The organism is Microbacterium mangrovi (genome assembly GCF_000802305.1).
Taxonomy (GTDB): domain Bacteria; phylum Actinomycetota; class Actinomycetes; order Actinomycetales; family Microbacteriaceae; genus Microbacterium; species Microbacterium mangrovi.
Map to the genome: position 1 here is coordinate 1 of NZ_JTDK01000028.1, position 22,683 is coordinate 22,683.

Here is a 22,683-nt window from a genome sequence, read left to right on the forward strand (position 1 = left end):
GTGGGTGGTTCGCCGAGCCCGCGGCGGATCGCGGACTGCTGATCGACCGTGATCCGCCCCGCCGTGAACGCCTCACCCAGACACGCATGCCACGGCGCCGGCGGAATGGATGCGGTGTCGTTGCCACCGCCCGGACCGCCCTCCTCGGTCTCCGGGCTCGTGTCGGCGGGCGCGGCCTCCAGGAGGGCCTGCCCGAGCCGTGCGGCTTTACCGGCCTGGGTGCGGGTGGTGCCGGTGAGGTCCTGGATCAGCGTGACCGCGGACCGGTGCCCGCGTTTCTGCGCCAGCCCGCCTTGCCCGGCCTCCCGCGTGGAACGCTGCGCCGCGACCCCGGTCGCCACGACCCGCAGCGCTTCCAGCTCACGGATCGCCGTCGAGGTCGATGCGATCACCGCGACCACGTCGTCGTCCCGCAGGCCCGTCACGGCCGAGGCCGCCCCGGTCACCGGCACCGGCCCCAGCATCCCGACCAGCACGCGAAGCTGCCGCCCGACGATAGCTGCGAAATTCTCCATGCCGAAACCCTCCCACACACCTCCGACATTGAGAGATATCTACGACATGCGGACGCCAATACCCAGCACCGGAACCGACTGAACTTGCTATTGACAAGCATCCTTGTTTTTTGCAAGTATCAGGCCATGAGCACGAACATCTTCGTCAACTTCGCCACCGACGACCTCGAGCGCAGCAAGGCGTTCTACACGGCCCTCGGGGCGGACATCAATCCGCTCTTCACCGACGAGAACGCCGCCTGCATCGTGTGGGACGACAACGTCTACTTCATGGTGCTGCGCCGCGAGTACTTCTCGACGTTCACCGACAAGGCCGTCGCCGACCCCAAGACCACCGCGCAGGTGCTGGTGGCCCTCAGCCGCGACTCCCGTGCGGACGTCGACGCCGTCGTGCAGGCGGGTCTGGATGCCGGCGGCTCCGAGCCGCGTCCGGCCACCGACCTCGGCTTCATGTACAACCGCGACCTCGAAGATCCGGACGGCAACATCCTCGAGTTCCTCTACATGGACCCCGCCGCCGCCGAACAGGGCCCCGAGGTCTACCTGGCCGAGCAGGCGTAGGTGGCATCCCGCAGCTACGGGCAGTACTGCGGCGTCACCACGGCCGTCGAGCAGATCGGGGAGCGCTGGGCGCTGCTCATCATCCGCGATCTGCTCGTCGGCCCCCGGCGGTACACCGACCTGAAACAGGGACTGCCGAAGATCCCCACCAACATCCTCTCCACGCGGCTGAAGGAGCTGCAGGAGGCGGGCGTCGTGCGCCGCGTCCCCGTGATGCACTGCGGCCTTGTCTACGAGCTGACCGCCTACGGCCGCGAACTCGAGCCGATCGTGCTGGCGCTCGGCCGCTGGGGATTCCAGACCATGGGCGACCCCGACCCGGAAGACGTCGTGACGGCCGACTCCCTGACGATGGCGCTGCGCACGGCGTTCCGGCCGGATGCCGCATCCGACGCGGACTACGAACTCCACGTCGGCGACGTCGCGCTGCGCGTGCAGGTCGAGGCCGCCGCCCTGACCGTGACCCAGCTGTCTCCGCCGGCCCCGCCCGTGGGCGGACGCCTGCCGGGCGGCGAGCCGCAGCTCGTGTTCGCGGCGACGCCCGGCATCCGGCACGTCATCTCCGGCGAGCTGGCCCCGCAGGATGCCGTGGATGCCGACGTGCTGCAGGTCGTCTCCGGTGCCCCCTCGCTCCTCGACGACTTCGCGCGTAGTTTCCATATCGACGCACCTTCACACAGACAAGTGAGAGCCTCATGACCGGACGCATCAGCATCGACCTGTTCACCACCCTCGACGGCGTCGCCCAGGCGCCCGGCGGCCCCGAGGAGGATCCGTCGGGGGCGTTCCCCTGGGGCGGCTGGCAGGCGCCCATCAGAGACGACATGGTCGGACGCTCCGTCGATCAAGGCATGCAGACGATGGATGCCCTGCTCCTCGGCCGTCGCACGTACGACATCTTCGCCGCCTACTGGCCGCACCACACGACGGGTCCGGAAGGTCCGATCGGGCGGCTGTTCGACCGCATCCCGAAGTACGTGGCATCCCGCGGGACGCCTGACCTGTCGTGGCAGGGCAGCTCGCAGCTCGGCCCGGACCTCGCCGCCGAGATCGCCCGGCTGCGGGAGCAGCACCAGGACGTGCACGTCATCGGCAGCGTCGGCCTCGTGCAGAGCCTGCTGGCGGAGCAGCTGTTCGACGTGCTCACCCTGTGGGTGCATCCGGTTGTGCTCGGTCAGGGCAAGAAGGTGTTCCCCGACGGGGCGGTACCGGCCGCCCTGCGCCTGGTCGAGCCGCCCATCTCGGGAAGCGCCGGAGCGGTGCAGCTGCGCTACGCGCCCGCCGGAGTGCCCACCACGGGGGACATGACCTGAACGCCCCGGGCGTCGCCGCGGTTCACCAGAACATCGGACGGTCGTCGTCGTCCGGGCCGGTGAGGTCGAGGTCGACCACCACGGGAACGTGGTCGCTGGGGATCTCGCCCTTGCGCTCGTTGCGGTGGATGGCGGCACCCGTCACGGCGTCGGCGAAGGCGGGCGAGCCGAGGACGAAGTCGATGCGCAGGCCCTCGTTGCGGGGGAACCGCAGCTGCTTGTAGTCCCAGTACGTGAATCCGGTCGGCACGAGCGGGCGGACCGTGTCGGCCAGGCCCGCGGCGAGCAGCTGCCGGAAGGCGTGACGCTCCGGCGGAGACACGTGCGTGGTCAGGCCCACGATGACCGTCGGGTCGCCGTTGTCTTCGTCGGTCGGGGCGATGTTGAAGTCGCCGACCAGGGCGAGCGGCAGCTCGGGTGTCGTCTCGAGCGTGCTGCGCGTGTACTCGGTGAGCGCCGCCAGCCAGTCGAGCTTGTACGTGTAGTGCGGGTCGTCGAGACTGCGGCCGTTGGGCACGTACAGGCTCCACACCTCGACGCCGTCGATCGTGGCTCCCATCGCGCGGGCCTCCTGCGGCTGATCGGGGCCCTCGTGGCCCTTGGCGAAGCCGGGCATCCCCGGGAAGGCCGTGCGCACGTCTTCGACCGGCAGCCGGCTGGCGATCGCCACGCCGTTCCACTGGTTGAGGCCGTGCGCGTGAACCTCGTAGCCCGCCTCTTCGAACGGGGCGTACGGGAACTGCTCGGGCTTGCACTTGATCTCCTGCATCGCCAGCACGTCGATGTTCTCCCGCACCGCGAAGTCCACGGTTCGGGCGACGCGGGCACGGATCGAGTTGACGTTCCAGGTGGCAAGACGCATGGGATCCAGCCTACGAGAGGGGCCCGACATCCCCGTCCGCGAGCGGACCCGGGATGCTCGTGGGCGACCGCCCGCCGGCTGCTGTAGACCGGCGGGCGGGTCACCCCGCTACGGCAGGTAGTACGTCGGGTTCGGCAGCTTCACCGTCGAGTCGGCGTGGCCGCCGATCAGGTCGCTGAACTGGTCGCCGAAGTTGCCGATGACGTCGTAACCCTGCGACTCGACATGGGCGCGGACGGCCGACTTGTACTGGATGGTGGTGCAGACGCCGTCCGCGCACGGCGAGTCCGCCGGCATCCAGGACGGCACCGGCGTCACGCCCGACTTCCACTTCGTGTAGTAGTTCGCCGCGGTGAACTGCGTGTAGCCGACCTTGGCCAGGTTCGCGAGGGTGGCATCCTTCTGCAGGTCGTTGCGACCGGTCAGGCCGACGACGGTGCAGCCGGCTTCGCCGACCGCGTTCACGAGCGACACCATTCCGGGCGTCGCCGGGAACAGGCCCTGCTGCACCCACGGGTCGTTCTGCAGCACCGGGTCGAACGTGAAGTGCATGGCGTTGTCCTCCATGTCGTACGTCCACAGCGTGGTGTCGTCGGCATCGAAGACGATCGCGGGCTTCTCACCCTTGCGCGACATCGCCCGGCACTGGTTGACGTACGTGTTGGTCACCTGCCGGCTGAGCTTGGTGACCTCGCTGATGTACGGCGAGGTCGTCTTGTTCGCGATGCCCGTCGCGTCGGCGTTGTAGTACGTGCGGATGGTCGCTTTCACCGAGTCGATGTTCGGGATGCCCTCCCCGCCCGCCGTCAGGCCGCTCGACCCGTCGGGGTTCATCGTGAAGTGCGTGCGCGGTGCCAGCTTCGGCTCGTCGAGCCCGGGCAGATCGGCGCTGGGAAGGTAGTAGGTCGGGTTCGGCAGCTTGAGGCTGGCATCCGAGTAGCCGCCCTGCAGGTCGCTGAACTGGTCGCCCACGTTGAGGGCGATGTCGTAGCCGAGGTCCTCTTCGATGTGCTTGCGGGTGTTCGCCTTGAACTCCACGGTGGTGCACTTGGCGGTCACGCAGGTCACGTACGACGGCTGCTGACCGGTCGCCCACTTGGTGAAGAAGCGGTCGGCGGTGAACCCCGTGTAGCCGAGGTCGTCGAGGTTGGCGATCGTGGCATCCTTCTGGGCCGCTCCGCGCCCGGTGACGCCGAAGACGGTGTAGCCCTTGGCGGCGACCGCGTTCACGAAGTCGACCATGCCGGGCGTTGCGGGGAACTTCTTCGCCTGCACCCAGACGTCCTGAAGCGCCGGGTTGAAGGTGAAGTGCATGGCATTGTCTTCCATGTCGTACGTCCACAGCGTCGTGTCGTCCGAGTCGAAGACGATGGCCTTCTTCGCCGCCGGGTCGACGGTGGGCAGCTCCGCGAGCGCCGCCGCTTCGATCCCGGTGATCTCGGCGATGTACGGCGAGCTGGTCTTGTTCGCGATGCCGGCGGACGTCGCGCCGTAGTAGGTGCGGATCGTCGATTTGACCGAGTCGATGTTCGGGATGCCGGCGCCTCCGGCGGTGAGCCCGCTGGAGCCGTCGGCCTCCATCACGAACTGCGTGTCGGGCGTGAGATGGTCGTCGTCCTGGTGACGCGGGGCGGCGTTCGCCGGCCCGGCGACCGAGACCGCCGTGAGCGCGGCGGCGATGGCTACGACCGTCGCCCGGCTGCGGGAGATACGCATGGGACTCCTTCGTTCTGCGATGCGCAGAGCCGTGCGTACGGGTGGGGCACAGCCTGCGCTGGGGGTTCGTCCAGCATTGCACCGGGCAACGATCCGCGCCAGAGGTCGGCCGCAGAACCAGCTCGCCCGACAAGAATTGCGCTGGGCGGGCGCAAATCTTGTCGGGCGAGCAAAGGGGGCCGCGTCAGAGGGCGGTGAGGATGTCCTCCACGCGCTGCTTGGCGTCGCCGAACAGCATCTGCGCGTTGTCGCGGTAGAACAGCGGGTTGGCGACGCCGGCGTAGCCGGAGGCCATGGACCGCTTGAACACGACGACGTTCTCGGCTTCCCAGACCCGCAGCACCGGCATGCCGGCGATGGGCGAGCCCGGGTCTTCGGCGGCGGCCGGGTTGACGGTGTCGTTCGCACCGATGACGAGCACGACCGACGTGGCGGCCAGGTCGTCGTTGATCTCGTCCATCTCGAGCACGATGTCGTACGGCACCTTGGCTTCGGCGAGCAGCACGTTCATGTGCCCGGGCAGGCGCCCGGCGACCGGGTGGATGCCGAACCGCACGTCGACCCCGCGCTCGCGGAGGCGCTTCGCGAGCTCGGCGACCGGGTACTGGGCCTGCGCGACGGCCATGCCGTAGCCGGGGGTGATGACCACGCTGGATGCCTGGCTGAGCAGGGAGGCCACGGATTCGGCATCCACCTCGTGGTGTTCGCCCTCTGGTTCCTCCCCGTCCTTCTTGGGCGCTTCGATGCCGAATCCACCGGCGATCACCGAGATGAACGACCGGTTCATGGCCTTGCACATGATGTACGACAGGTATGCACCGGAGGAGCCGACGAGGGCGCCGGTGACGATGAGCAGGTCGTTGTTCAGCAGGAAGCCGGCCGCGGCGGCCGCCCATCCGGAGTAGCTGTTGAGCATCGAGACGACCACGGGCATGTCGCCGCCGCCGATGGATGCCACCAGGTGCCAGCCGAGGGCGAGCGCGAGCACCGTGACGACGACCAGCAGCCAGAACGCCGGGGTGATCACGTACCAGACGGTGAGCCCGACGAACACGACCAGGGCGCCGACGTTGAGGACGTTCTTGCCCGGCAGCATGAGGGGCTTCGACGAGATGCGGGCCGACAGCTTCAGGAACGCGACGATCGATCCGGTGAAGGTCACCGCGCCGATGAACACGCCGATGAACACCTCGGCGTGGTGGATGCCGAGGAGGTTCGCCGGGATCCCCTCGGTGTAGAGGGCGCCGTTCCAGCCCACCAGCACGGCGGCGAGACCGACGAACGAGTGGAACAGGGCGATCAGCTGAGGCATCCCGGTCATCTCGACCACGCGGGCGCGCCACAGGCCGATGACGGCGCCGACGAGCACGGCGACGATCAGCAGGGTGATGCCGAGCGGGAAGGATGCCGCCCCCCACGCCGCGGTGACCACGACGACCACCGTGGCGGCGAGGGCGATCGTCATGCCGACGATGCCGTAGGTGACGCCGCGCTTGGACGTCTCGTGCCGGCTCAGCCCGGCCAGGCTCAGCACGAACAGCAGGGCCGCGACGATGTACGCGGCGGTCGCGAGGGATGCTGCGACGCTCATCGGTCACCCGCCTTCGAGAACATGGCGAGCATTCGCCGGGTGACGGCGAAACCGCCGAACACGTTGATGCAGGCCAGCAGCACGGCGGCGGCGGCGAGGATCTGCACCAGGACCGAGGGCGCCATGATCTGCACCATGGCGCCGACGACGATGATGCCCGAGATCGCGTTGGTGACGCTCATCAGCGGGGTGTGCAGCGCGTGCGCCACGTGCCCGATGACGTAGAACCCGATGATCACCGCGAGGGTGAGCACCAGGAAGTGCTGCGGCAGCGGCGCCGGGGCGAACGCGCAGATCGCGAACAGCGCGGCGATCCCGAGCACGATGAGGCCCGTCTTCGCGCCCGCCGACAGGGTGCGCTTGGAGGACCCTGAGCCTGTCGAAGGGTCGGGCGCTCCGCCTGTCGAAGCGTCCGCGGCCTTGGGCGGCGCGGCCGAGACCTGCACGGGCGGCGGCGGCCAGGTGATCTGCCCGTCGCGCACCACGGTCACCGACCGCTGCACGATGTCGTCGAAGTCGATGACGAGGTGGCCGTCCTTGCCCGGAGTGAGCAGGGTGAGCAGGTTCACGAGGTTCGTGCCGTACAGCTGGGATGCCTGCGCCGGCAGTCGACCGGCGAGGTCGGTGTAGCCGAGGATGACCACGCCGTTGTCGGTGAGGATCCGCTCGCCGGCGACGGACCCCTCGACGTTGCCGCCCTGAGCGGCGGCCATGTCGACGATGACGCTGCCCGGCTTCATGCTCGCGACATCCGCCGCGGTGATCAGCCGCGGAGCGGGACGCCCCGGAATGAGGGCCGTGGTGATGATGACGTCGACGTCCGCGGCCTGCTCGGAGTAGATCTCCGCGGCCCGGCGGTCGTACGCCTCGCTGGTCGCCTTCGCGTACCCGTCGGTGGACTGCTCCACCTGCACGTCGACCGGCAGGTACTCGCCGCCGATGGACCGCACCTGGTCGGCGACCTCGGGCCGCGGGTCGGTCGCGCGCACGATCGCGCCCAGGCTGGATGCCGCGCCGATGGCGGCCAGGCCCGCGACGCCGGCGCCGGCGACGAGCACCTTCGCCGGCGGGACCTTGCCGGCGGCGGTGACCTGACCGGTGAAGAACCGGCCGAACTCGTGGGCGGCCTCGATCACGGCGCGGTAGCCGGAGATGTTCGCGGTCGATGACAGCACGTCCATCGACTGCGCGCGCGAGATGCGGGGGACGGCATCCATCGCGATCGCGGTGATGCCTCGGGTGGCGAGGGCCTCGAGCAGGTCGGGGCGCAGCGCCGGGCTGAGCAGCCCCGCGATCACCGCGCCGTCCTTCAGCTTCGCGATCTCCTCGGGGGTGGGCGGGTTCACGCGCAGCACGATGTCGCTGCGCCAGGCCTCGTCGTCGGTGACGATGGCGGCGCCGGCATCCTGATAGGCGCCGTCGAAGAAGCGGGATGCCTCGCCGGCGCCGGCTGCGACGGCGACGCAGTATCCCAGCTTCACGAGCCGGGCGACGGTGGGGGGAGTGGCGGCGACGCGCGTCTCGCCCGCGGACTCGACGACGATGCCGATGGTCGCAGGCGGAGCGTGCTGCCCCGTTGCAGTGGTGGTCATGTTCTCTCCGTTTATGGCGTTCTTTGCAGACTCTAGGGTCAGCGCCACGCCGCAAAACCTCAGATTACGACCGTTCGGGCGGAAAGATCAGCACTTCTTCCCGAAATGTGAGGTGGACAGTGGGATACCAACCCGATCCGGGGAAAAGTAGGAAATGGAATGAATCTCTCGGATGACGGAATTATGACGCCGGATGTCGTGGTCCCCGTAAAATCGGGAGCTATGACCGTCGCCTCCTCCGCCGCTCTCGAAGCCGACCGCCAGGCCCTCATCGGCCTCATCAAGGACGAGGCGGTGTTCCACGGCGACTTCGTCCTGTCCAGCGGCAAGAAGGCCAGCTACTACGTGGACATGCGCAAGCTGACGCTCGACCACCGTGCCGCACCCGCCATCGGGCGCATCATGCTCGACCTCATCCGCGACGTCGACGGCATCATCGCGGTCGGCGGCCTCACCCTCGGCGCCGACCCGATCGCCAACGCGGTCATGCACGAGTCGGTGGGTGCGGGCACCCCGCTCGACGCGTTCGTCGTGCGCAAGGAGCCCAAGGACCACGGCCGCGGCCGGCAGATCGAGGGCGCCGACGTCGAGGGCAAGCGCGTCGTCGTGGTCGAGGACACCTCCACCACCGGCCAGTCCGCGCTCAAGGCGGTCGAGGCGCTGCGCCGCGCCGGCGCCGAGCCGGTCGCCGTCGCCGTGATCGTCGACCGCAAGACCGGCGCGCAGGCCGCCGTCGAGGCCGAGGGCCTGCAGTGGCTCGCCGCGATCGACCTCGACGACCTGGGCCTGGCCCCGCAGTAGTTCGAGCGGGGATGTCACAGATCGGCGGCGGCCGGTGTCTCCATGTCGAAGGACCACGACATGGAGGAAGACATGGACATCCAGACCACCGCCCCCGCCCGCATCCCGGCGGCGCCCGTCACCGGCATCCTCGGTGCGCTCCTCAAGATGGGCGCCAAGAAGATGGTCGGCCGCGTGCCGGACTCCATCGGCGTGCTCTGGCAGCACAAGGGGGTCATGAAGGACTCGATGGCGATCGGCCGCAAGGTCGACGGGTGGCATGAGCTCGACCGGAACCTCGCGTCGTACGCCGCCATGGCGTCCGCCGCGACGATCGGCTGCAGCTTCTGCCTCGACTACAACTACTTCGAGGGGAAGAACCACGGCCTCGACACCGCGAAGATCCGTGAGGTCCCGCGGTGGCGCGAGTCCGCCGTGTTCACGCCGCTCGAGCGCGACGTGATGGAGTACGCCGAAGCTGCCAGCCAGACCCCGCCCGCGGTCACCGACGAGCTCTCCGGCCGGCTCCTGGACCAGATCGGCGCCCCGGCGCTCGTGGAGCTCGCCGCCCGCGTGGCGTTCATGAACATGACCGCGCGGATGAACGTGGCCCTCGGCATCCGTTCGGAGCACTTCGCCGACTCGTGCGGCCTGCCGCCGCTCGCGACCCGGTCCGCCGTCGGCGGCGCGTAGGCTCGCGACCATGAGCACCCCCGTCCCGGGCGACCCGTTCGTCGCGCACCGGAATCTGCTCTTCACCGTCGCCTACGAGATGCTCGGGTCCGCGGCGGACGCCGAGGACGTCCTGCAGGAGTCGTGGCTGCGCTGGTCGGCGGTCGATCGCGACACGGTGCGCGACCCGCGCGCGTACCTGGTGCGCATCGTGACCCGCCAGGCGCTCAACCACCTGCGCACGGCGTCGCGGCGGCGCGAGGAGTACGTCGGCGAATGGCTTCCGGAGCCGCTTCTCACGAGCCCCGACGTGGCCGACGACGTCGAGCTCGCCGAGAGCGTCTCGATCGCGATGCTGACGGTGCTCGAGACACTCGGCCCCGCCGAGCGCGCGGTCTTCGTGCTGCGCGAGGTGTTCGACGTGCCGTACGACGAGATCGCGGATGCCGTGGGCAAGTCGCCCGCCGCGGTGCGCCAGATCGCGCACCGGGCCAAGGACCACGTCGCCGCCCGGCGGCCCGCCGTCAGCGTCGTGCCGTCGGAGCAGGAGCAGATCGTGGAACGCCTGGTGGCGGCGCTGAACCGGGGCGACATCCAGGGCCTCATGGACGTGCTCGCCCCCGATGTCGTCTCGGTCGCGGACGGCGGCGGCAAGGTGCACGGGGCCGCACCCCACCCGATCGTCGGTGCGCTGCGCCTGGCCCGCTACCTGATCGGCGGCATGAAGCGCTCCGCCGGTGCCCTGGTGGCGAGCCCCACCTGGGTCAACGCGCAGCCCGGCATCCGGATGGAACTCGACGGGCAGCTGGTCGCCGTGGTGAGCATCACCGTCGTCGACGGCCGCGTCGCGCAGATCTACTCGATCGCGAACCCGGACAAGCTCAGCCGGGTGGATGCCGAGGCCGCCGTGGCGCGCTGACGCGGATCAGTCGTCGAGCAGGTCGGCGACCGATCCGACGACCTCGTCGGGCCGGAACGGGTACCGTTCGATCTCGGCGCGGTCGCTGATCCCGCTGAGCACCAGCACGGTGTGCAGGCCCGCCTCGATCCCCGCGACGATGTCGGTGTCCATGCGGTCGCCGATCATCGCGGTGTTCTCGGAGTGGGCGCCGATCTTGTTCAGCGCCGACCGGAACATCATCGGGTTCGGCTTGCCGACGACGTAGGGGTGCTTGCCCGTCGCCTTCGTGATGAGCGCGGCGATCGCCCCCGTGGCCGGCAGCGGGCCGTCCGCGCTCGGGCCGGTGGCATCCGGATTGGTCACGATGAACCGCGCCCCGGCGGTGATCAGGCGGATCGCTTTGGTGATCGCCTCGAACGAGTAGTTGCGGGTCTCGCCGACGACCACGAAGTCGGGGTCGGTCTCGGTCATGATGAAGCCCGCCTCATGCAGCGCGGTGAGGATGCCCGCCTCCCCGATGACGAACGCGGACCCGCCCGGCAGCTGCGACGCCAGGAAGTCGGCGGTCGCGATCGCCGAGGTCCAGATGCGCTCCTCCGGCACGTTCAGGCCCGAGGACCGCAGACGCGCCGACAGGTCGCGCGCGGTGAAGATGGAGTTGTTCGTGAGGACCAGGTACGGGGTGCCGTCGGCCTCCCACCGGGCGAGCAGCTCGGCCGCGCCGGGGAGCGCGTCGTTCTCGTGGACGAGCACGCCGTCCATGTCGGTCAGCCAGCATTCGACGTCAGCACGGGAGCGCATGACACAAGCCTAGTGACGGCCTTGACCGGCTCCGACCTCGGGGTAGTGTCGAGGCGTGGCGCGAGGTGAATGGGACCCGATCCATCTGCCCGATCTCACCGGTCGGCGATACCTGGTCACGGGTGCGACGCGCGGCCTCGGCTATTTCGCGACCGAGCAGCTCGTGCAGGCCGGCGCCCACGTCATCCTCACCGGACGGAACCCCAACCGCCTCGCGGCCGCCCACGCGGCGGTGGAGCGCCGCATCCTCGACGTCTCGGCCGGCGGATCCGGCGCCGGGTCGCTCGAGACCCTGCTGCTGGACATGACGAACCTCGGGTCGATCCGGGCGGCGGCCGCCACGGTGCGCAGCCGCGGGCCGCTCAACGGGCTGCTGCTGAACGCCGGCATCGTGCATCCGCCCCGGGAGCGGCAGGAGATCGAGGGTCACGAACTCGTGTTCACCACCAACGCGCTCGGCCACTTCGCGCTCGCCGGCGAGCTGCTGCAGGTGCTCGCGGTGATGCACGGCCGGATGGTGTGGCTCGGCAGCATGGCCACCTACCTCGGCAAGTTCGACCCGGTCGACATCGAGTCGGTCGACGACTATTCGCCGTGGCGCGCGTACGCCCAGTCGAAGGTGGCGACCACGGTGCTCGGGCTGGAAGCCGACCGGCGCCTGCGGGATGCCGGAGTGCCCGTGTCGAGCGTGGTCGCCCATCCGGGCTATTCGCTGTCCGGACGCAGTCCCGGCATCCGCGGGGTCAACGAGCCCTCGCGGATGACCCGGTTCCAGGATGCCTGGCAGGCGCCGATCGCGCAGTCCAAGGAACTCGGTGCCCGGCCGCTGGTGCGGGCTCTGATCGATCCCGAGATCCAGGGCGGCGAGTTCTGGGGGCCCAAGCGGCTGCTGCACGGCGAGGCCAAGGCGATCCAGCCTGCGCTGTACATGCGCGACCCCGAACTGTGGGCCCGGGTATGGCACTACTGCGAGCAGGCGACCCGCGTGCGGTGGCCGTTCGACAAGGCCGCGAAGGCCCGCCGCCGCTGGTAGTCCGAGGAGAACCGCGCGGGTCAGACCGAGAGCCACACGGCGGATGCCGCGGCATCCGTCATCGGAACCGCGCGACCCGCGACCGAGACCGCACGACCCGCGGCGTCGTCGACGTGCACCTCGGCACCGACGGTGAGGCCGGCATCCTCCAGCGCGCGCAGCACCTCCGGGTCGCGGTCGCTCACCCGCAGCACGCGGCCGGTGTGTCCGGTGGGGGCGTCTGCCAGCAGCACGAAGGGCACCCGCTCGACGCGGCCGTCGGCATCCGGAATCGCATCGCCGTGAGGGTCGAACCGGGGGTGTCCGAGGCGGCGGTCGATGCCCTCGAGCAGCCGGTCGCTGAGGGCGTGCTCGAGGATCTCCGCCTCGTCGTGCACTTCGTCCCACGTGTAGCCGAACTCGCGCACCAGCCAGGTCTCGATGAGCCGGTGGCGGCGGATGATCGCGGCCGCGCGCTGCTCGCCCTCGTGCGTCAGCGAGATCGGCTGATACGGCTGGTGCGAGACGAGTCCCTGCGCGGCGAGCTTCTGCACCATCTCGGTGACGCTCGACGGGGCGAGGCCGAGCACCGAGGCCAGCTGCTTCGGCGTGATGTGCCGGTCCTGCCACTCGGTGTGGTGGTAGATCGACTTCAGATAGTCGTCGACGACGGGAGACGGCACGCGCTCCAGGCTACCCGCCCGGTCACACCGCTCCGCTGAAGGTGAGCCAGAGCAGCGCGACGTTCAGGGCGATGAGCAGCACCGTGGCGGCGACGGCGAACGCCGTCGTCACGGCGCGGTTGCGGTGCACGCCCAGCACATCCGCACGGGCGGTGAGGGCGACCAGCGGCACGAGCGCGAACGGGATGCCGAACGACAGCACCACCTGGCTCAGCACGAGGGCCTGCGTCGGATCCGCCCCGAGCATCAGGATCGCCAGCGCCGGCACGAGCGACACCAGCCGCCGGGCGATCAGCGGGACCCGCACCCGGAGCAGCCCGTGCATGATCTCGCCGCCTGCGTACGCCCCCACCGCGGTGGAGGCCAGGCCGCTCGCCAGGAGTGCGACCGCGAACAGGGTCGCGATCACCGGGCCGATGTTCTGCCGGATCGCGACGTACGCATCCTCGAGGGTGGTGGTGCCGTGCGGCACGTTCGCCGCGGCGAGCAGCAGGATGCAGATGTTCACCGCGCCGGCGATGGTCATCGCGAGGGTGACATCCCACCTCGTCGCGCGCACGAGTGCCGGGATGCTGTGCCGGCTTCCGGCGAACCGGTCGCGCGTGAGGCTCGAATGCGCGTAGATCGCGTGCGGCATGACGGTCGCCCCGAGGATGGATGCCGCCAGCAGCACCGAACCCGGGCCGGCGAACCGGGGCACGAGGCCGCCCGCGACGGCACCCGGCTCGGGCGGGGCGACCACGACCCCCACGACGAACCCGACCGCGATCACCGCGACCAGCGCGATGATGACGGTCTCGAACATGCGGGCGCCGTGCCGGCTGTGCACGGCCAGGAGCACGAGCGAGACCGCGCCGGTGATGAGTCCGCCCCAGCCGAGGGGGAGCCCGAACAGCAGGTTGAGGGCGACCGCCCCGCCGATCACCTCGGCGACGTCGGTCGCGATCGCAACGAGCTCGGCCTGCATCCAGTAGGCCAGGCGCGCCCACCGATGGCGGATGCGGGTGCCCAGCTGCTCCGGAAGGCTCCGGCCGGTGACCACCCCGAGCTTGGCGGAGAGGTACTGCACCAGCCAGGCGATGACGTTCGCGGCGACGACCACCCAGACCAGGAGGTATCCGTACGCGGCTCCGGCGGCCGTGTTGCTGGCCACGTTTCCCGGGTCGAGGTAGGCGACCCCGGCCACGAGCGCCGGACCCAGCAGCAGCGGCAGGCGCGCGCCCCTGACCCGGCGGCCGCCGCTGCGGCGCGTCGAGGGCGGCCGGGGAGTCCCGGCATCCGTCTCCGTCTCGGTCGCCATGCGCCCACGCTACGCCATTTTTCGGTCGACCGAAATATTCGGAGTGGGGATTTCGGCGCTCGCGAGGCTCCATGGCGCCGGTTCGGTCGTCACGTTGTGCGGCCAGGTGTGCGGAATGTGACGAGTGAGTGTGACGTCGGGATGCCGGGTCGTCACGTTGCGCGGCGCGGCGCAGGGATCGTGACGAGTGAACCCGCGCGCAGGGGTCGGGCGGCGACGCAGCGGCTCGCGGGTTGAACTGGGCGGTCGTGACGGATCGGGCGGTGGCCGCGCCCGGATACCCTGGACCGGTGACTGAGACCGGCCCCGACCCGCGACCCGAGCAGCCGGCGCCCACCCACGGTGTCGGGCCGTGGCCCGGCGGGCCGGATGCCTGGCCGGACGATCCGCGGTACGACCGCGACCTGCTCGCGCACGGCGACACCCGCAACGTCGTCGACGCGTATCGATACTGGACGATGGACGCCATCGTCGCCGACCTCGACGCGAAGCGGCATCCGTTCCATGTGGCGATCGAGAACTGGCAGCACGACATCAACATCGGCTCCATCGTCCGCTCGGCGAACGCGTTCCTCGCGGCGGAGGTGCACATCATCGGCAATCGCCGCTGGAACAAGCGCGGCGCGATGGTCACCGACCGCTACCAGCACGTGCGCCACCACGAGACCGTCGAGGACTTCGCCGCGTGGGCGCAGGATGCCGGCATCCCTATCATCGCGGTCGACAACGTCACGGGGTCTCAGCCGGTCGACCGCGCCGAGCTTCCCGCGTCGTGCGTGCTGCTGTTCGGTCAGGAGGGGCCGGGGCTCTCCCCGGCCGCGCTCGCCGCGGCACAGGGGCACGTCGAGATCACGCAGTACGGCTCGACCCGGTCGATCAACGCGTCGGCGGCCGCCGCCGTGATCATGTACGAGTGGTGCCGCCGCTGGGCCGAGTAGTGCGGCATGCCGGCCGGTGTGAGTCGGCTACCGCGCGGCATCCAGCCGCTCGCGCACAGCCGAGGTGTCCACCGGCAGGGCGGCCCAGACCGCCGCAGCGGGATCCGGCGCCGGTCGATCGAGCACAGACAGCATGAGGTGCCGGACCGTGATGGTGCGGGACTTCTCCGCGGTGGCACGGCTGAGTGACTGCGCGATGACCGACCGCGCCCCCGCCGTGAAGTGCCGGACCCGCCGGCCACCGCGCCCGGGCCGCAGCGGCCGGAACTCGACGGTGCCCAGCCCGACTGCGACGAGCGCTTCGTGATCGAGGCGATCCGCCGCCGTGCGGGCGGTCTCGGCATCGACGCCGGATGCCGCCGCGACGGTGTCGTCGCCGAGCAGCGCGATGAGCAGATGCTCCGAGCCGATGCGCGCGTCGCCGCGGCGTTCCGCCTCGTATCGGGCGTCTTCGACCGCGCTGCGCGCGTTCTGGGCGAATCGTTCAAACATCACGGTCCTGCTTTCCGTACTTGGCGTGCACCGACTGGCGGGTGACACCGAGGGCGTCGCCGATCTGCTCCCAGGACCACCCGGCACGCCGTGCCTCGGCGACGTGCAGCGCCTCCACGCGCTCGGCGAGACGCCGCAGTGCGCTCACCGCACGCAGGCCGGTCGCCGGGTCGGCGGTCTGCAGGTCATCGAACTCGAAGGATCCCATGTCTGTCAGTCTGGGTTGACAAACCTCATTTGTCAACCCAGACTGACAGACATGGGCATGGATCAGGATGCCGGCCTCCCCGAGTGGGAGGTCGCCATCGCCGGAGCGGGGCCGATCGGCCTGCTCCTCGCGGGAGAACTCGCGGAGGCCGGCATCCGCACCCTCGTGCTCGAAGCCGCGGCCGAGCCGTCCGCGATCCCGAAGGCGAACGGGATCGTCGGCCGGTCGGCCCGTGACATCGCACAGCGCCTGGCCGGCTCCGGGCTGCGGGTCGTGTCGCCTCCGCAGTTCCCGTTCGGCCCCGTCGCCCTCCACCTCGGATCAGGGCCGCGCAATCCGCTGCACGTCCTGGCGGTCCCGCAGCGACGGCTCGAGCAGCTGCTGGAAGACCGGGCGCTCGCCCACGGCGCCCTCCTTCGGCGCGGGCATGCCGTGGCCGGCTTCGTCCAGACCGATTCGTGCGTGCAGATCGACGTCCGAGGCGCGCACGGCGAGAACCGGGTGTCCGCCGCGTACCTCGTCGGATGCGACGGTGCCCGCAGCTTCGTGCGCAAACACGCGGGGATCGGCTTTCCCGGGTTCACCAGCGACCAGATCGCCCGGATCGCCCGCGTCATCATCCCCGCCGACGCGATCACCCCCGCCGGCGACGGGTTCGACATCCCGGGCATCGGACGGGTCGCGGCGATGCGGTCGAACCGTCTCCCCGGCGGCGGATTCTCCATCGCGCCCCTTGCCGCGCTGGATCCGGCCGCCCCCGCCGACCTTTACCTCATCAGCACCCACGAGCCCCGCGGAACGGCGGAGCCCTCCGACGACGTCCCGGTCGATGAACTGCGCGCCAGCATCCGTCGCGTGCTCAGCGCGGACCTGCCCTTCACCGCCGCCACCGCGATCCGCAGCACGATCGGCAACAGCCGTCAGGCGGATGCCTACCGCGCCGGGCGCGTCCTGCTCGCCGGGGATGCCGCGCACATCTTCAACGCGGGCGGGTCGTCCCTCAATGCCGGCGTCCAGGATGCGCTCGACCTCGCCCGCCGGTTCGTCACCACGCTGCGCGGCGCGGCCGACGTCGATCCGATCGACGACCCGCTCGACGGCTACGAGGCGGCCCGTCGCCCGGCCGTGGACCGGGTGCTCGAGCACACCCGCGTGCAAGCCGCGCTCAGCGGCGACGACGAGACCGGCCGGGCGCTGCGCGCGGTGTGGGAGAAGCTGGTCGCCGAACGGGCGGCGGCGCGCGCCGTCGCCCGCCTGCTCGAAGCCGCGTAGCGGCCCGGGTTCAGGCCGGCTGCAGCATCCAGCGGGTCCCGCGCACCCGCCAGCCGAGGGTGACGAGCCTGGCCAGCATGTAGACGCCGAAGAACGCGACCGCGAGCCAGGCCAGCCCCCACGCCCCGGTCGGCTGCAGCCAGATGAGCAGCGCCAGGGCGGGCGCGTAGACGATCAGGTTGAGGCCTCCGGCCGCGGCCAGGTACCGGGCGTCATTGGCCCCGATGAGCACACCGTCGAGCACGAAGACCACCCCGCACACCGGCTGCATCACCGCCAGCACGATCAGTGCCGGCTGAATCATGGCGGCGATCGCCTCCGAGCCGGTGAAGAGCAGCCCGATCCACGCGGAGCACACGCCGATCACGAGACCGACGATGACGCCGAACCAGAACCCCCACGCGACGGTGCGGCCGAGCACGTGGCGCACCGCGTGCACGTCGTCCGCGCCGAGCTGCTTGCCGATGAGCGCCTGCGCGGCGATCGCCAGCGCGTCGAGGGCGAAGGCGGCCGTCGAGAAGATCGTGAATGCGACCTGCCATCCGGCGATCTCGGCGGTGCCGAGACCCGTCGCGACGGCCACCGTCGCGAGCAGCGCCGCGCGCAGCGACAGGGTGCGCAGCAGCATCCACCCGCCCGAGCGCGCCGTGCCGCGGATGCCGTCCGCCTGCGGGAGGACCGACGCGGTGTGCCGCGCCGCGAGCCGCGCGACGATGATCACGTACGCGGCGACCATGCCCCACTGCGCCACCACGGTGCCGACGGCCGACCCGGCGATGCCCCAGCCCGCGCCGTAGATGAACGCGAAGTTGAGCACCGCGTTGGCGGCGAAGCCGATGCCGGCGATCCACAGCGGCGTCACGGTGTCCTGCATGCCGCGCAGCAGACCCGTCGCGGCGAACACGATGAGCATCGCCGGCAGCCCCCACATCGAGATGCCGAGGTACTGGATCGCCTGCTCGGTGACCGCGGCCGGCGCATGGAACAGCCCGACCCAGAAGGGCGTCGTCGTGTATCCGACCACGGCGAGGACTGCGCCGAGCCCCAGCGCCAGCCACATGCCGTCGATGCCCGCCGACACCGCTTTGGCCGGGTCGCCCGCTCCGAACCGGCGTGCCACGGCCGGGGTGGTCGAATAGGCCAGGAAGATCATCAGCCCGACGATGGTCTGCAGCACGGCGGATGCCACCCCGAGCCCGGCCAGCGGCACCACGCCGAGGTGTCCGACCAGCGCGGAGTCGACGATCAGGAACAGCGGCTCCGCGATGAGCGACCCCAGCGCGGGGATCGCGAGGCGCAGGATGTCGCGGTTCAGAGTGGCGTCGGGCACCGTTCGAGCCTAGGGCGCTGCGGACGCGGGCGTGCCCGGGCCGGCGAGAACACCGACCCGGGCACGACTGCTCTGCCGATCAGCCGTCGGAGTCGACGGTGCCCGAACCCGAGGACTTCACCTGCGACGGCGTCAGGATGCGGGAGTCGCCCGGGTAGGGCGTGCTCCAGCGGTGCGTCTGGTACCAGGTCCACCGGTTCATCAGGGCCGGGGCCGCTTCGTCCGGGATCGCACCGTTGCCGGTGAGGTCCTGCTTCTGAGCCCACTTCTCCCACTGCTTGGCCACGGACTTCTCGGAGGCGGGGACGGATGCGGCGGCCTGCGCGGCGGCGTTCACCTTCGCCGCGGCCGCCCCGGTCTGACCGAGGGTGTCCAGACCGCACGACGGGGTCGTGACGACGCCCTCGGTGAGCGGAACCTGGTTCGGCACGGCGCTGAACGGCGTGAGGTCGGCCTTCTTCGTGAAGGCGTCGAACATCGGCGTCGCCGCCGCGACCTTCTGGTTGAGCGGCTGCCCGCCGAGGATCTGCTCGATCGTGCGCACCACCGAGATCTGCGAGTAGAACGTGCTGACGGTCTTGCCGTGCTGCGCCCACGGGCTGATCACCTGCACCGGCGACCGGTGCCCGTCGACGTGGTCGGCGCCGTCCTGGCTGTCATCCTCGAGCACGAAGATCGCGGAGTCCTTCCAGTACTTGCTGTGCGAGATCTCGTCGACGATCTTGCCGACCGCGAGGTCGTTGTCGGCGACCTGAGCCTCCGGGTCGGCGGTTCCGCCCGTGTGGTCGCTGGACAGCCACAGCATGTTGAGCGAGGCGGGGCCGTTCTTCTCGAAGTCCTGCTTCCAGATCCCGTAGCGGTAGATGTCCGGGATCGAGGTGTCGAACTTGGGGTAGGCGTGGTTCGTGATCTGGTTCAGCGACGGGATGGGCGAGGAGGTGTCCTGCAGGATCGACGGGTCGGTGAGCTGAGCGGGATCGCCGCCGGCAAGCACATCCTTCGTCGTGCAGTAGTAGTTCTGCCAGCTCGCCGTCGCGGGCTTCGTCTCGAACTGCGTGAACTCGCCGAAGTCCTTCGCCGTTCCGCCGGCCTTCTCCACCGAGGTCCACAGGAACCCGGAACGCTGGTGGCCGAGGACGTCGTCTTCGGTGTCGTAGGAGCGGGTGTATTCGCCGGCGCTCGACTCGGTGTACTCCGGGTTGTCGCCCTGCATCAGCCAGTTGTGGCCCTCCGCGGAGTTCGTCCCGATGTCGTACGTGTTGTCGTACAAGCCGAACTGGGTCGCCAGGGCATGCTGGTTCGGCGTCACCTTCTGGCCGAACTGCGCGAGGGTCGCGTCGCCGTTGCCCTGCTTCATGTCGCCGTAGACCTGGTCGTACGTGCGGTTCTCCTTGACGAGGAGGAACACGTGCTTGATCGTCGACGGGTCCCCGATGCGCGCCGGCACCGGCACGGCGGCCGCCCGCTGGCCGGATGCCTGCTGGACCGACCCCGGGGTCCAGCCGTTCTGGGCGAACACCGTCGCGGTGTCCCTCACGATCTCCTGGTCGCTCGGGAGCGTGAATCGCGTCAGCGAGCCGGTGGTCGAGTGCGTCCCGTGCCCGGTCGCGGAGACGGTGCCCGGCCCCTTGTTGAACGTCAGCTCGGGCCCTCGTGCGTCGATTCCGCGCATGTTCGTGACGACGATCTTGCCGTCGACGTTCGCGATCGACTGCGGGTAGTAGTCGGTCGGCAGCAGACCGATGAGGCTCGCGGGTGAGCGCGGGTCCTTGTCGACCGAGTAGACGGCGACCGCGTTCGCGCGACCCAGGGTGACGAGCAGGCGCCCGCCGCTGACCGTGATCCCGGTGGGCTCGTACCCCACGGCGGAGCCGCTCCACGGCTGGGTGCTGATCGTCTGGACGACCTTGTCGGAGGCGGTGTCGATGACCGAGACCGTGTCGCTGCCCGTGTTCGCGACGTACAGCCGCGTCCCGTCGAGGTGCATCGCCGTCGGGTGCAGCCCCACGCCGATGGATGCCACGTCGCTCGACGGATTCGCGGTGTCGATGACGCTCACCGTGCCGGTGGTCGTCGTGCCGAGGAATCCGTCCGCGGGAACCTGGGTGCCGTAGGAGTTCAGCGTCGTGTCGCCGGCCACGGCGGTGCGGCCGCCCTCGTTGCTGACGTAGAGCTTGCCGCCGACGAACCGGAGTTCGCGGGGCGCGATCCCGACGTTCCAGGTCTTGGTGATGGAGCCCGTGACCGGATCGATCGCGACGACGCTGTTCTGCCCGTTGACGGCGGCGTACAGGGTGGTTCCGTCGGGGGAGTACGCGGTCTGGCCGGTGAGGGCCTGCGCTCCGTTCACGGTGGGGATGGTGACCTTGACGCCCGCGCCGAGCGACCCGTCGCCGTTCACCGGGAACCGGCTGAGCCCGGTCGCCTGCGGCAGCCAGACGAACTTGCCGTCGGGCGAGAAGGTCGGGCCTTCCTGGCCGACCGAGCCGTCGGACACCTTCTCGTTCGCCGTCGACGACGTGCCGACCGTCCAGACGAGCCTGTAGGTCTGCAGGTCGAAGATCTGAAGCGCGATCGACTTGTCCGCGCTGGATGCCGCGAGGAAGCGGCCGTCGGGGCTCACCGACGACCCCATGAGCTTGCCGTTGGTGGAAACGAGCCGATCGCCGATCGGCTTGAGGATCTGGTTGTCGGAGACCTGCAGTCCCTTCGCGTACTCCATTCCGACCTGGTTGTCGTCGAATGAAAGCGTCGACGCGGTGGCGATCCCGCCGCCGACCAGTGCGACCACGCAGCCTGCGCCCGCAGCGACGAGCATTTTGCGGCGTGTGATGAGGCGGCCGAAGCGGCCTCGGCCCGCGCCCTGAGGTGTGCCGTGCATTGTGTCCTCTCCCGATGTTCGTGACATGCACGGAGGTGATTCGCATCTGCGAATCGCCCCCACCGGGGGACGCTATGGAGCCGGATCAGCCGCAGGCGGTCTTCATTGGGAACGGGAGATTAATTGCCTTCCGTTAACGAAATCTCACTTTTTGGGTTCGGGCGGGTTGGACGAAATTCACTCGAACGCGACGTCGTCGGCATCCAGCACCCTGGCGGTGCGGCCGGGCGCGCCGTGGAAGCCCCAGTAGAGGTTGGTGTGCGCCACCACCTGCTCGACGGGCGGGGCGCCCCACGGGGACTTGTCGCCGGCAGTGTGCGCATCACCCACGAGCGTCACATCGTAACCGCGCGTGAACGCCCCGTGGATCGTCGAGCGGATGCAGGCATCCGTCTCCGCACCGGCCACGACGAGGGCACCCACCCGGAGGTCGGCGAGCACGTCTTCGAGGTCTGTGCCCTCGAAGGCGTCGCCGTACTCCTTGTGCACGTGCGCGTCGTCTTCGCCGGGCGACAGCTCGGGGACGATGCGCCAGCCCTCGGTGTCGGGTTCGAGTTCGTCGTCGGCGTGCTGCACCCATACGACCGGGGTACCCGCCGCGTGGGCGCGGTCGACCAGCGAGTTGATGTTGGCCACGACCTCGTCGCGGTGCCATGCGCCGCCGACGACGTCGTTCTGCACGTCGATGACCAGCAGGGCCGTGGACGGGCGGTCTTCAAGGGTCGTCATGGTTCCTCCTCGTTCCACCGGAGACGCTACGCCAGGGTTCCGACATTCGGCTTCGGGTGAGTGACGCAGAGCCCCGGCCGAATCCCTTCGCGGCTTCGCGGCTTCGCGGCTTCAGAAAGGTGCGGCCTCGATGCGCGTGGATGCGGGCGCCCCCGAATGCCCGGATGGTGCGTCGGGTTGCCGGTCGAGTGCACGGCCGGGTGGGGTGTCGGGTGGAGTGCCGGGAGGTCGGTCGGGTGTGAACCGGACGGCGCCCGGGGGGCGCGTGCGGTAGGCGCGGCGGGTGGGGGACGTGAACTGCAGGATGCCGCCGGGGAGTTGCTGCACGGTCCAGTCGGTGTGGTGCTTGACGGTGTGATGTCTCTCGCAGAGGCAGGCGAGGTTGCACAGCGCGGTGGGTCCGCCCTCACTGTGCGCGATGGTGTGGTCGATGTCGCACTTTTCGGGCGGGGCGGCGGCAGCCGGGGAACCGGCAGGTCTCATCCCTGGCTTGCAGGAGGCGTCGCATGGCGGTGCAGGGTCGGCGTTTGTCGA

At 70.0% G+C, this 22,683-nt stretch carries 22 protein-coding genes and 1 pseudogene; 9 read left to right on the plus strand and 14 right to left on the minus strand.

The genetic code is table 11. The features are described from left to right. Nucleotides 1-515: pseudogene (locus tag LK09_RS20090) on the minus strand (HNH endonuclease signature motif containing protein); the annotation flags it as partial. A 126-nt stretch (nt 516-641) separates the two neighbouring features. Between LK09_RS20090 and LK09_RS20095 the strand changes: the two are divergent. Genes LK09_RS20095 through LK09_RS20105 form a run of 3 tightly spaced genes read left to right on the plus strand, consistent with a single transcriptional unit; the run spans nt 642 to nt 2,389 of the window. Next, nucleotides 642-1,076, plus strand: coding sequence for a VOC family protein (locus tag LK09_RS20095; protein WP_039403695.1), 435 nt, complete (start codon nt 642-644; stop codon nt 1,074-1,076). Continuing rightward, nucleotides 1,077-1,775 (plus strand): winged helix-turn-helix transcriptional regulator, encoded by a 699-nt coding sequence (locus LK09_RS20100; protein WP_039403698.1) that lies wholly within the window; start codon nt 1,077-1,079, stop codon nt 1,773-1,775. Further along, the gene (locus LK09_RS20105) at nt 1,772-2,389 is read left to right on the plus strand and encodes a dihydrofolate reductase family protein (RefSeq protein ID WP_039403701.1); all 618 of its coding nucleotides are present in this window, start codon (nt 1,772-1,774) and stop codon (nt 2,387-2,389) included. Before LK09_RS20100 ends, LK09_RS20105 begins: the two co-directional genes overlap by 4 nt. 22 nt (nt 2,390-2,411) lie before the next feature. Here LK09_RS20105 and LK09_RS20110 read toward each other — a convergent pair whose 3' ends face one another. The 4 genes from LK09_RS20110 to LK09_RS20125 form a co-directional block, all read right to left on the minus strand. Further along, on the minus strand, nt 2,412-3,251 hold the full coding sequence (locus LK09_RS20110) for an exodeoxyribonuclease III (RefSeq protein WP_039403703.1): 840 nt from the start codon (nt 3,249-3,251) through the stop codon (nt 2,412-2,414). Nucleotides 3,252-3,359: 108 nt separating this feature from the next. Next, the gene (locus tag LK09_RS20115) at nt 3,360-4,967 is read right to left on the minus strand and encodes an HAD family acid phosphatase (protein WP_039403705.1); all 1,608 of its coding nucleotides are present in this window, start codon (nt 4,965-4,967) and stop codon (nt 3,360-3,362) included. Nucleotides 4,968-5,151: 184 nt separating this feature from the next. Then, the gene (gene pntB, locus LK09_RS20120) at nt 5,152-6,558 is read right to left on the minus strand and encodes a Re/Si-specific NAD(P)(+) transhydrogenase subunit beta (RefSeq protein ID WP_039403707.1); all 1,407 of its coding nucleotides are present in this window, start codon (nt 6,556-6,558) and stop codon (nt 5,152-5,154) included. Continuing rightward, the gene (locus tag LK09_RS20125; protein WP_052227059.1) at nt 6,555-8,150 is read right to left on the minus strand and encodes a Re/Si-specific NAD(P)(+) transhydrogenase subunit alpha; all 1,596 of its coding nucleotides are present in this window, start codon (nt 8,148-8,150) and stop codon (nt 6,555-6,557) included. The genes pntB and LK09_RS20125 overlap by 4 nt, the downstream gene beginning before the upstream one ends. Before the next feature lie 222 nt (nt 8,151-8,372). On the opposite strand from LK09_RS20125, the gene pyrE reads away from it, so the two are divergent. Genes pyrE through LK09_RS20140 form a run of 3 tightly spaced genes read left to right on the plus strand, consistent with a single transcriptional unit; the run spans nt 8,373 to nt 10,521 of the window. Beyond that, the gene (gene pyrE / locus LK09_RS20130; protein WP_039403709.1) at nt 8,373-8,951 is read left to right on the plus strand and encodes an orotate phosphoribosyltransferase; all 579 of its coding nucleotides are present in this window, start codon (nt 8,373-8,375) and stop codon (nt 8,949-8,951) included. Between the two features lie 60 nt (nt 8,952-9,011). Further along, nucleotides 9,012-9,623 carry a carboxymuconolactone decarboxylase family protein gene (locus LK09_RS20135; RefSeq protein ID WP_052227061.1) on the plus strand — a complete coding sequence of 204 codons (612 nt, stop codon included), beginning with the start codon at nt 9,012-9,014 and terminating at the stop codon, nt 9,621-9,623. A 10-nt stretch (nt 9,624-9,633) separates the two neighbouring features. Next, nucleotides 9,634-10,521, plus strand: coding sequence for an RNA polymerase sigma-70 factor (locus LK09_RS20140; RefSeq protein WP_039403711.1), 888 nt, complete (start codon nt 9,634-9,636; stop codon nt 10,519-10,521). Between the two features lie 6 nt (nt 10,522-10,527). Here the strand turns inward: LK09_RS20140 and LK09_RS20145 are convergent, their stop codons facing one another. Continuing rightward, on the minus strand, nt 10,528-11,304 hold the full coding sequence (locus tag LK09_RS20145) for an HAD-IIA family hydrolase (protein ID WP_039403713.1): 777 nt from the start codon (nt 11,302-11,304) through the stop codon (nt 10,528-10,530). 55 nt (nt 11,305-11,359) lie between these two features. Here LK09_RS20145 and LK09_RS20150 point away from each other — a divergent pair, with 55 nt between their 5' ends. Beyond that, nucleotides 11,360-12,337 (plus strand): SDR family NAD(P)-dependent oxidoreductase, encoded by a 978-nt coding sequence (locus tag LK09_RS20150; RefSeq protein WP_039403716.1) that lies wholly within the window; start codon nt 11,360-11,362, stop codon nt 12,335-12,337. Nucleotides 12,338-12,357: 20 nt separating this feature from the next. Here LK09_RS20150 and LK09_RS20155 read toward each other — a convergent pair whose 3' ends face one another. Then, nucleotides 12,358-12,999 carry a metal-dependent transcriptional regulator gene (locus tag LK09_RS20155; RefSeq protein ID WP_039403718.1) on the minus strand — a complete coding sequence of 214 codons (642 nt, stop codon included), beginning with the start codon at nt 12,997-12,999 and terminating at the stop codon, nt 12,358-12,360. Nucleotides 13,000-13,021: 22 nt separating this feature from the next. Then, nucleotides 13,022-14,299, minus strand: coding sequence for an Nramp family divalent metal transporter (locus LK09_RS20160; protein WP_082008406.1), 1,278 nt, complete (start codon nt 14,297-14,299; stop codon nt 13,022-13,024). A gap of 290 nt (nt 14,300-14,589) precedes the next feature. On the opposite strand from LK09_RS20160, the gene LK09_RS20165 reads away from it, so the two are divergent. Continuing rightward, on the plus strand, nt 14,590-15,237 hold the full coding sequence (locus LK09_RS20165; protein ID WP_039403720.1) for a TrmH family RNA methyltransferase: 648 nt from the start codon (nt 14,590-14,592) through the stop codon (nt 15,235-15,237). A gap of 27 nt (nt 15,238-15,264) precedes the next feature. On the opposite strand, the gene LK09_RS20170 is transcribed toward LK09_RS20165, so the two are convergent. Further along, nucleotides 15,265-15,729 (minus strand): Clp protease N-terminal domain-containing protein, encoded by a 465-nt coding sequence (locus LK09_RS20170; RefSeq protein WP_039403722.1) that lies wholly within the window; start codon nt 15,727-15,729, stop codon nt 15,265-15,267. Then, nucleotides 15,722-15,937: a hypothetical protein gene (locus LK09_RS20175; RefSeq protein ID WP_039403724.1), complete on the minus strand. Its 216-nt coding sequence runs from the start codon at nt 15,935-15,937 to the stop codon at nt 15,722-15,724. The genes LK09_RS20170 and LK09_RS20175 overlap by 8 nt, the downstream gene beginning before the upstream one ends. 51 nt (nt 15,938-15,988) lie before the next feature. On the opposite strand from LK09_RS20175, the gene LK09_RS20180 reads away from it, so the two are divergent. After that, nucleotides 15,989-17,209, plus strand: coding sequence for an FAD-dependent monooxygenase (locus LK09_RS20180; RefSeq protein WP_052227060.1), 1,221 nt, complete (start codon nt 15,989-15,991; stop codon nt 17,207-17,209). Between the two features lie 10 nt (nt 17,210-17,219). On the opposite strand, the gene LK09_RS20185 is transcribed toward LK09_RS20180, so the two are convergent. From LK09_RS20185 to LK09_RS21665, 4 genes are all read right to left on the minus strand, one after another. Further along, a complete protein-coding gene (locus LK09_RS20185) occupies nt 17,220-18,539 on the minus strand; it encodes an MATE family efflux transporter (protein WP_039403726.1) in 1,320 nt (439 codons plus the stop codon). 79 nt (nt 18,540-18,618) lie between these two features. Further along, entirely contained in the window at nt 18,619-21,357 is a 2,739-nt protein-coding gene (locus LK09_RS20190; RefSeq protein WP_231563186.1) for a bifunctional YncE family protein/alkaline phosphatase family protein, read from the minus strand. A 240-nt stretch (nt 21,358-21,597) separates the two neighbouring features. After that, nucleotides 21,598-22,149, minus strand: coding sequence for an isochorismatase family protein (locus LK09_RS20195; protein ID WP_039403731.1), 552 nt, complete (start codon nt 22,147-22,149; stop codon nt 21,598-21,600). Between the two features lie 111 nt (nt 22,150-22,260). Then, nucleotides 22,261-22,632, minus strand: coding sequence for an HNH endonuclease (locus tag LK09_RS21665; RefSeq protein ID WP_231563188.1), 372 nt, complete (start codon nt 22,630-22,632; stop codon nt 22,261-22,263). Nucleotides 22,633-22,683: the final 51 nt, after the last annotated feature.

Bases quoted from the DNA above. Each gene is read 5' to 3' on its own strand.
- LK09_RS20095 (WP_039403695.1), top strand. From the start codon at position 642: ATGAGCACGAACATCTTCGTCAACTTCGCCACCGACGACCTCGAGCGC.
- LK09_RS20105 (WP_039403701.1), top strand. From the start codon at position 1,772: ATGACCGGACGCATCAGCATCGACCTGTTCACCACCCTCGACGGCGTC.
- LK09_RS20110 (WP_039403703.1), bottom strand. From the start codon at position 3,251: ATGCGTCTTGCCACCTGGAACGTCAACTCGATCCGTGCCCGCGTCGCC.
- LK09_RS20115 (WP_039403705.1), bottom strand. From the start codon at position 4,967: ATGCGTATCTCCCGCAGCCGGGCGACGGTCGTAGCCATCGCCGCCGCG.
- pntB (WP_039403707.1), bottom strand. From the start codon at position 6,558: ATGAGCGTCGCAGCATCCCTCGCGACCGCCGCGTACATCGTCGCGGCC.
- LK09_RS20125 (WP_052227059.1), bottom strand. From the start codon at position 8,150: ATGACCACCACTGCAACGGGGCAGCACGCTCCGCCTGCGACCATCGGC.
- pyrE (WP_039403709.1), top strand. From the start codon at position 8,373: ATGACCGTCGCCTCCTCCGCCGCTCTCGAAGCCGACCGCCAGGCCCTC.
- LK09_RS20135 (WP_052227061.1), top strand. From the start codon at position 9,012: ATGGAGGAAGACATGGACATCCAGACCACCGCCCCCGCCCGCATCCCG.
- LK09_RS20140 (WP_039403711.1), top strand. From the start codon at position 9,634: ATGAGCACCCCCGTCCCGGGCGACCCGTTCGTCGCGCACCGGAATCTG.
- LK09_RS20145 (WP_039403713.1), bottom strand. From the start codon at position 11,304: ATGCGCTCCCGTGCTGACGTCGAATGCTGGCTGACCGACATGGACGGC.
- LK09_RS20160 (WP_082008406.1), bottom strand. From the start codon at position 14,299: ATGGCGACCGAGACGGAGACGGATGCCGGGACTCCCCGGCCGCCCTCG.
- LK09_RS20170 (WP_039403722.1), bottom strand. From the start codon at position 15,729: ATGTTTGAACGATTCGCCCAGAACGCGCGCAGCGCGGTCGAAGACGCC.
- LK09_RS20175 (WP_039403724.1), bottom strand. From the start codon at position 15,937: ATGGGATCCTTCGAGTTCGATGACCTGCAGACCGCCGACCCGGCGACC.
- LK09_RS20180 (WP_052227060.1), top strand. From the start codon at position 15,989: ATGGGCATGGATCAGGATGCCGGCCTCCCCGAGTGGGAGGTCGCCATC.
- LK09_RS20190 (WP_231563186.1), bottom strand. From the start codon at position 21,357: ATGCTCGTCGCTGCGGGCGCAGGCTGCGTGGTCGCACTGGTCGGCGGC.
- LK09_RS20195 (WP_039403731.1), bottom strand. From the start codon at position 22,149: ATGACGACCCTTGAAGACCGCCCGTCCACGGCCCTGCTGGTCATCGAC.
- LK09_RS21665 (WP_231563188.1), bottom strand. From the start codon at position 22,632: ATGAGACCTGCCGGTTCCCCGGCTGCCGCCGCCCCGCCCGAAAAGTGC.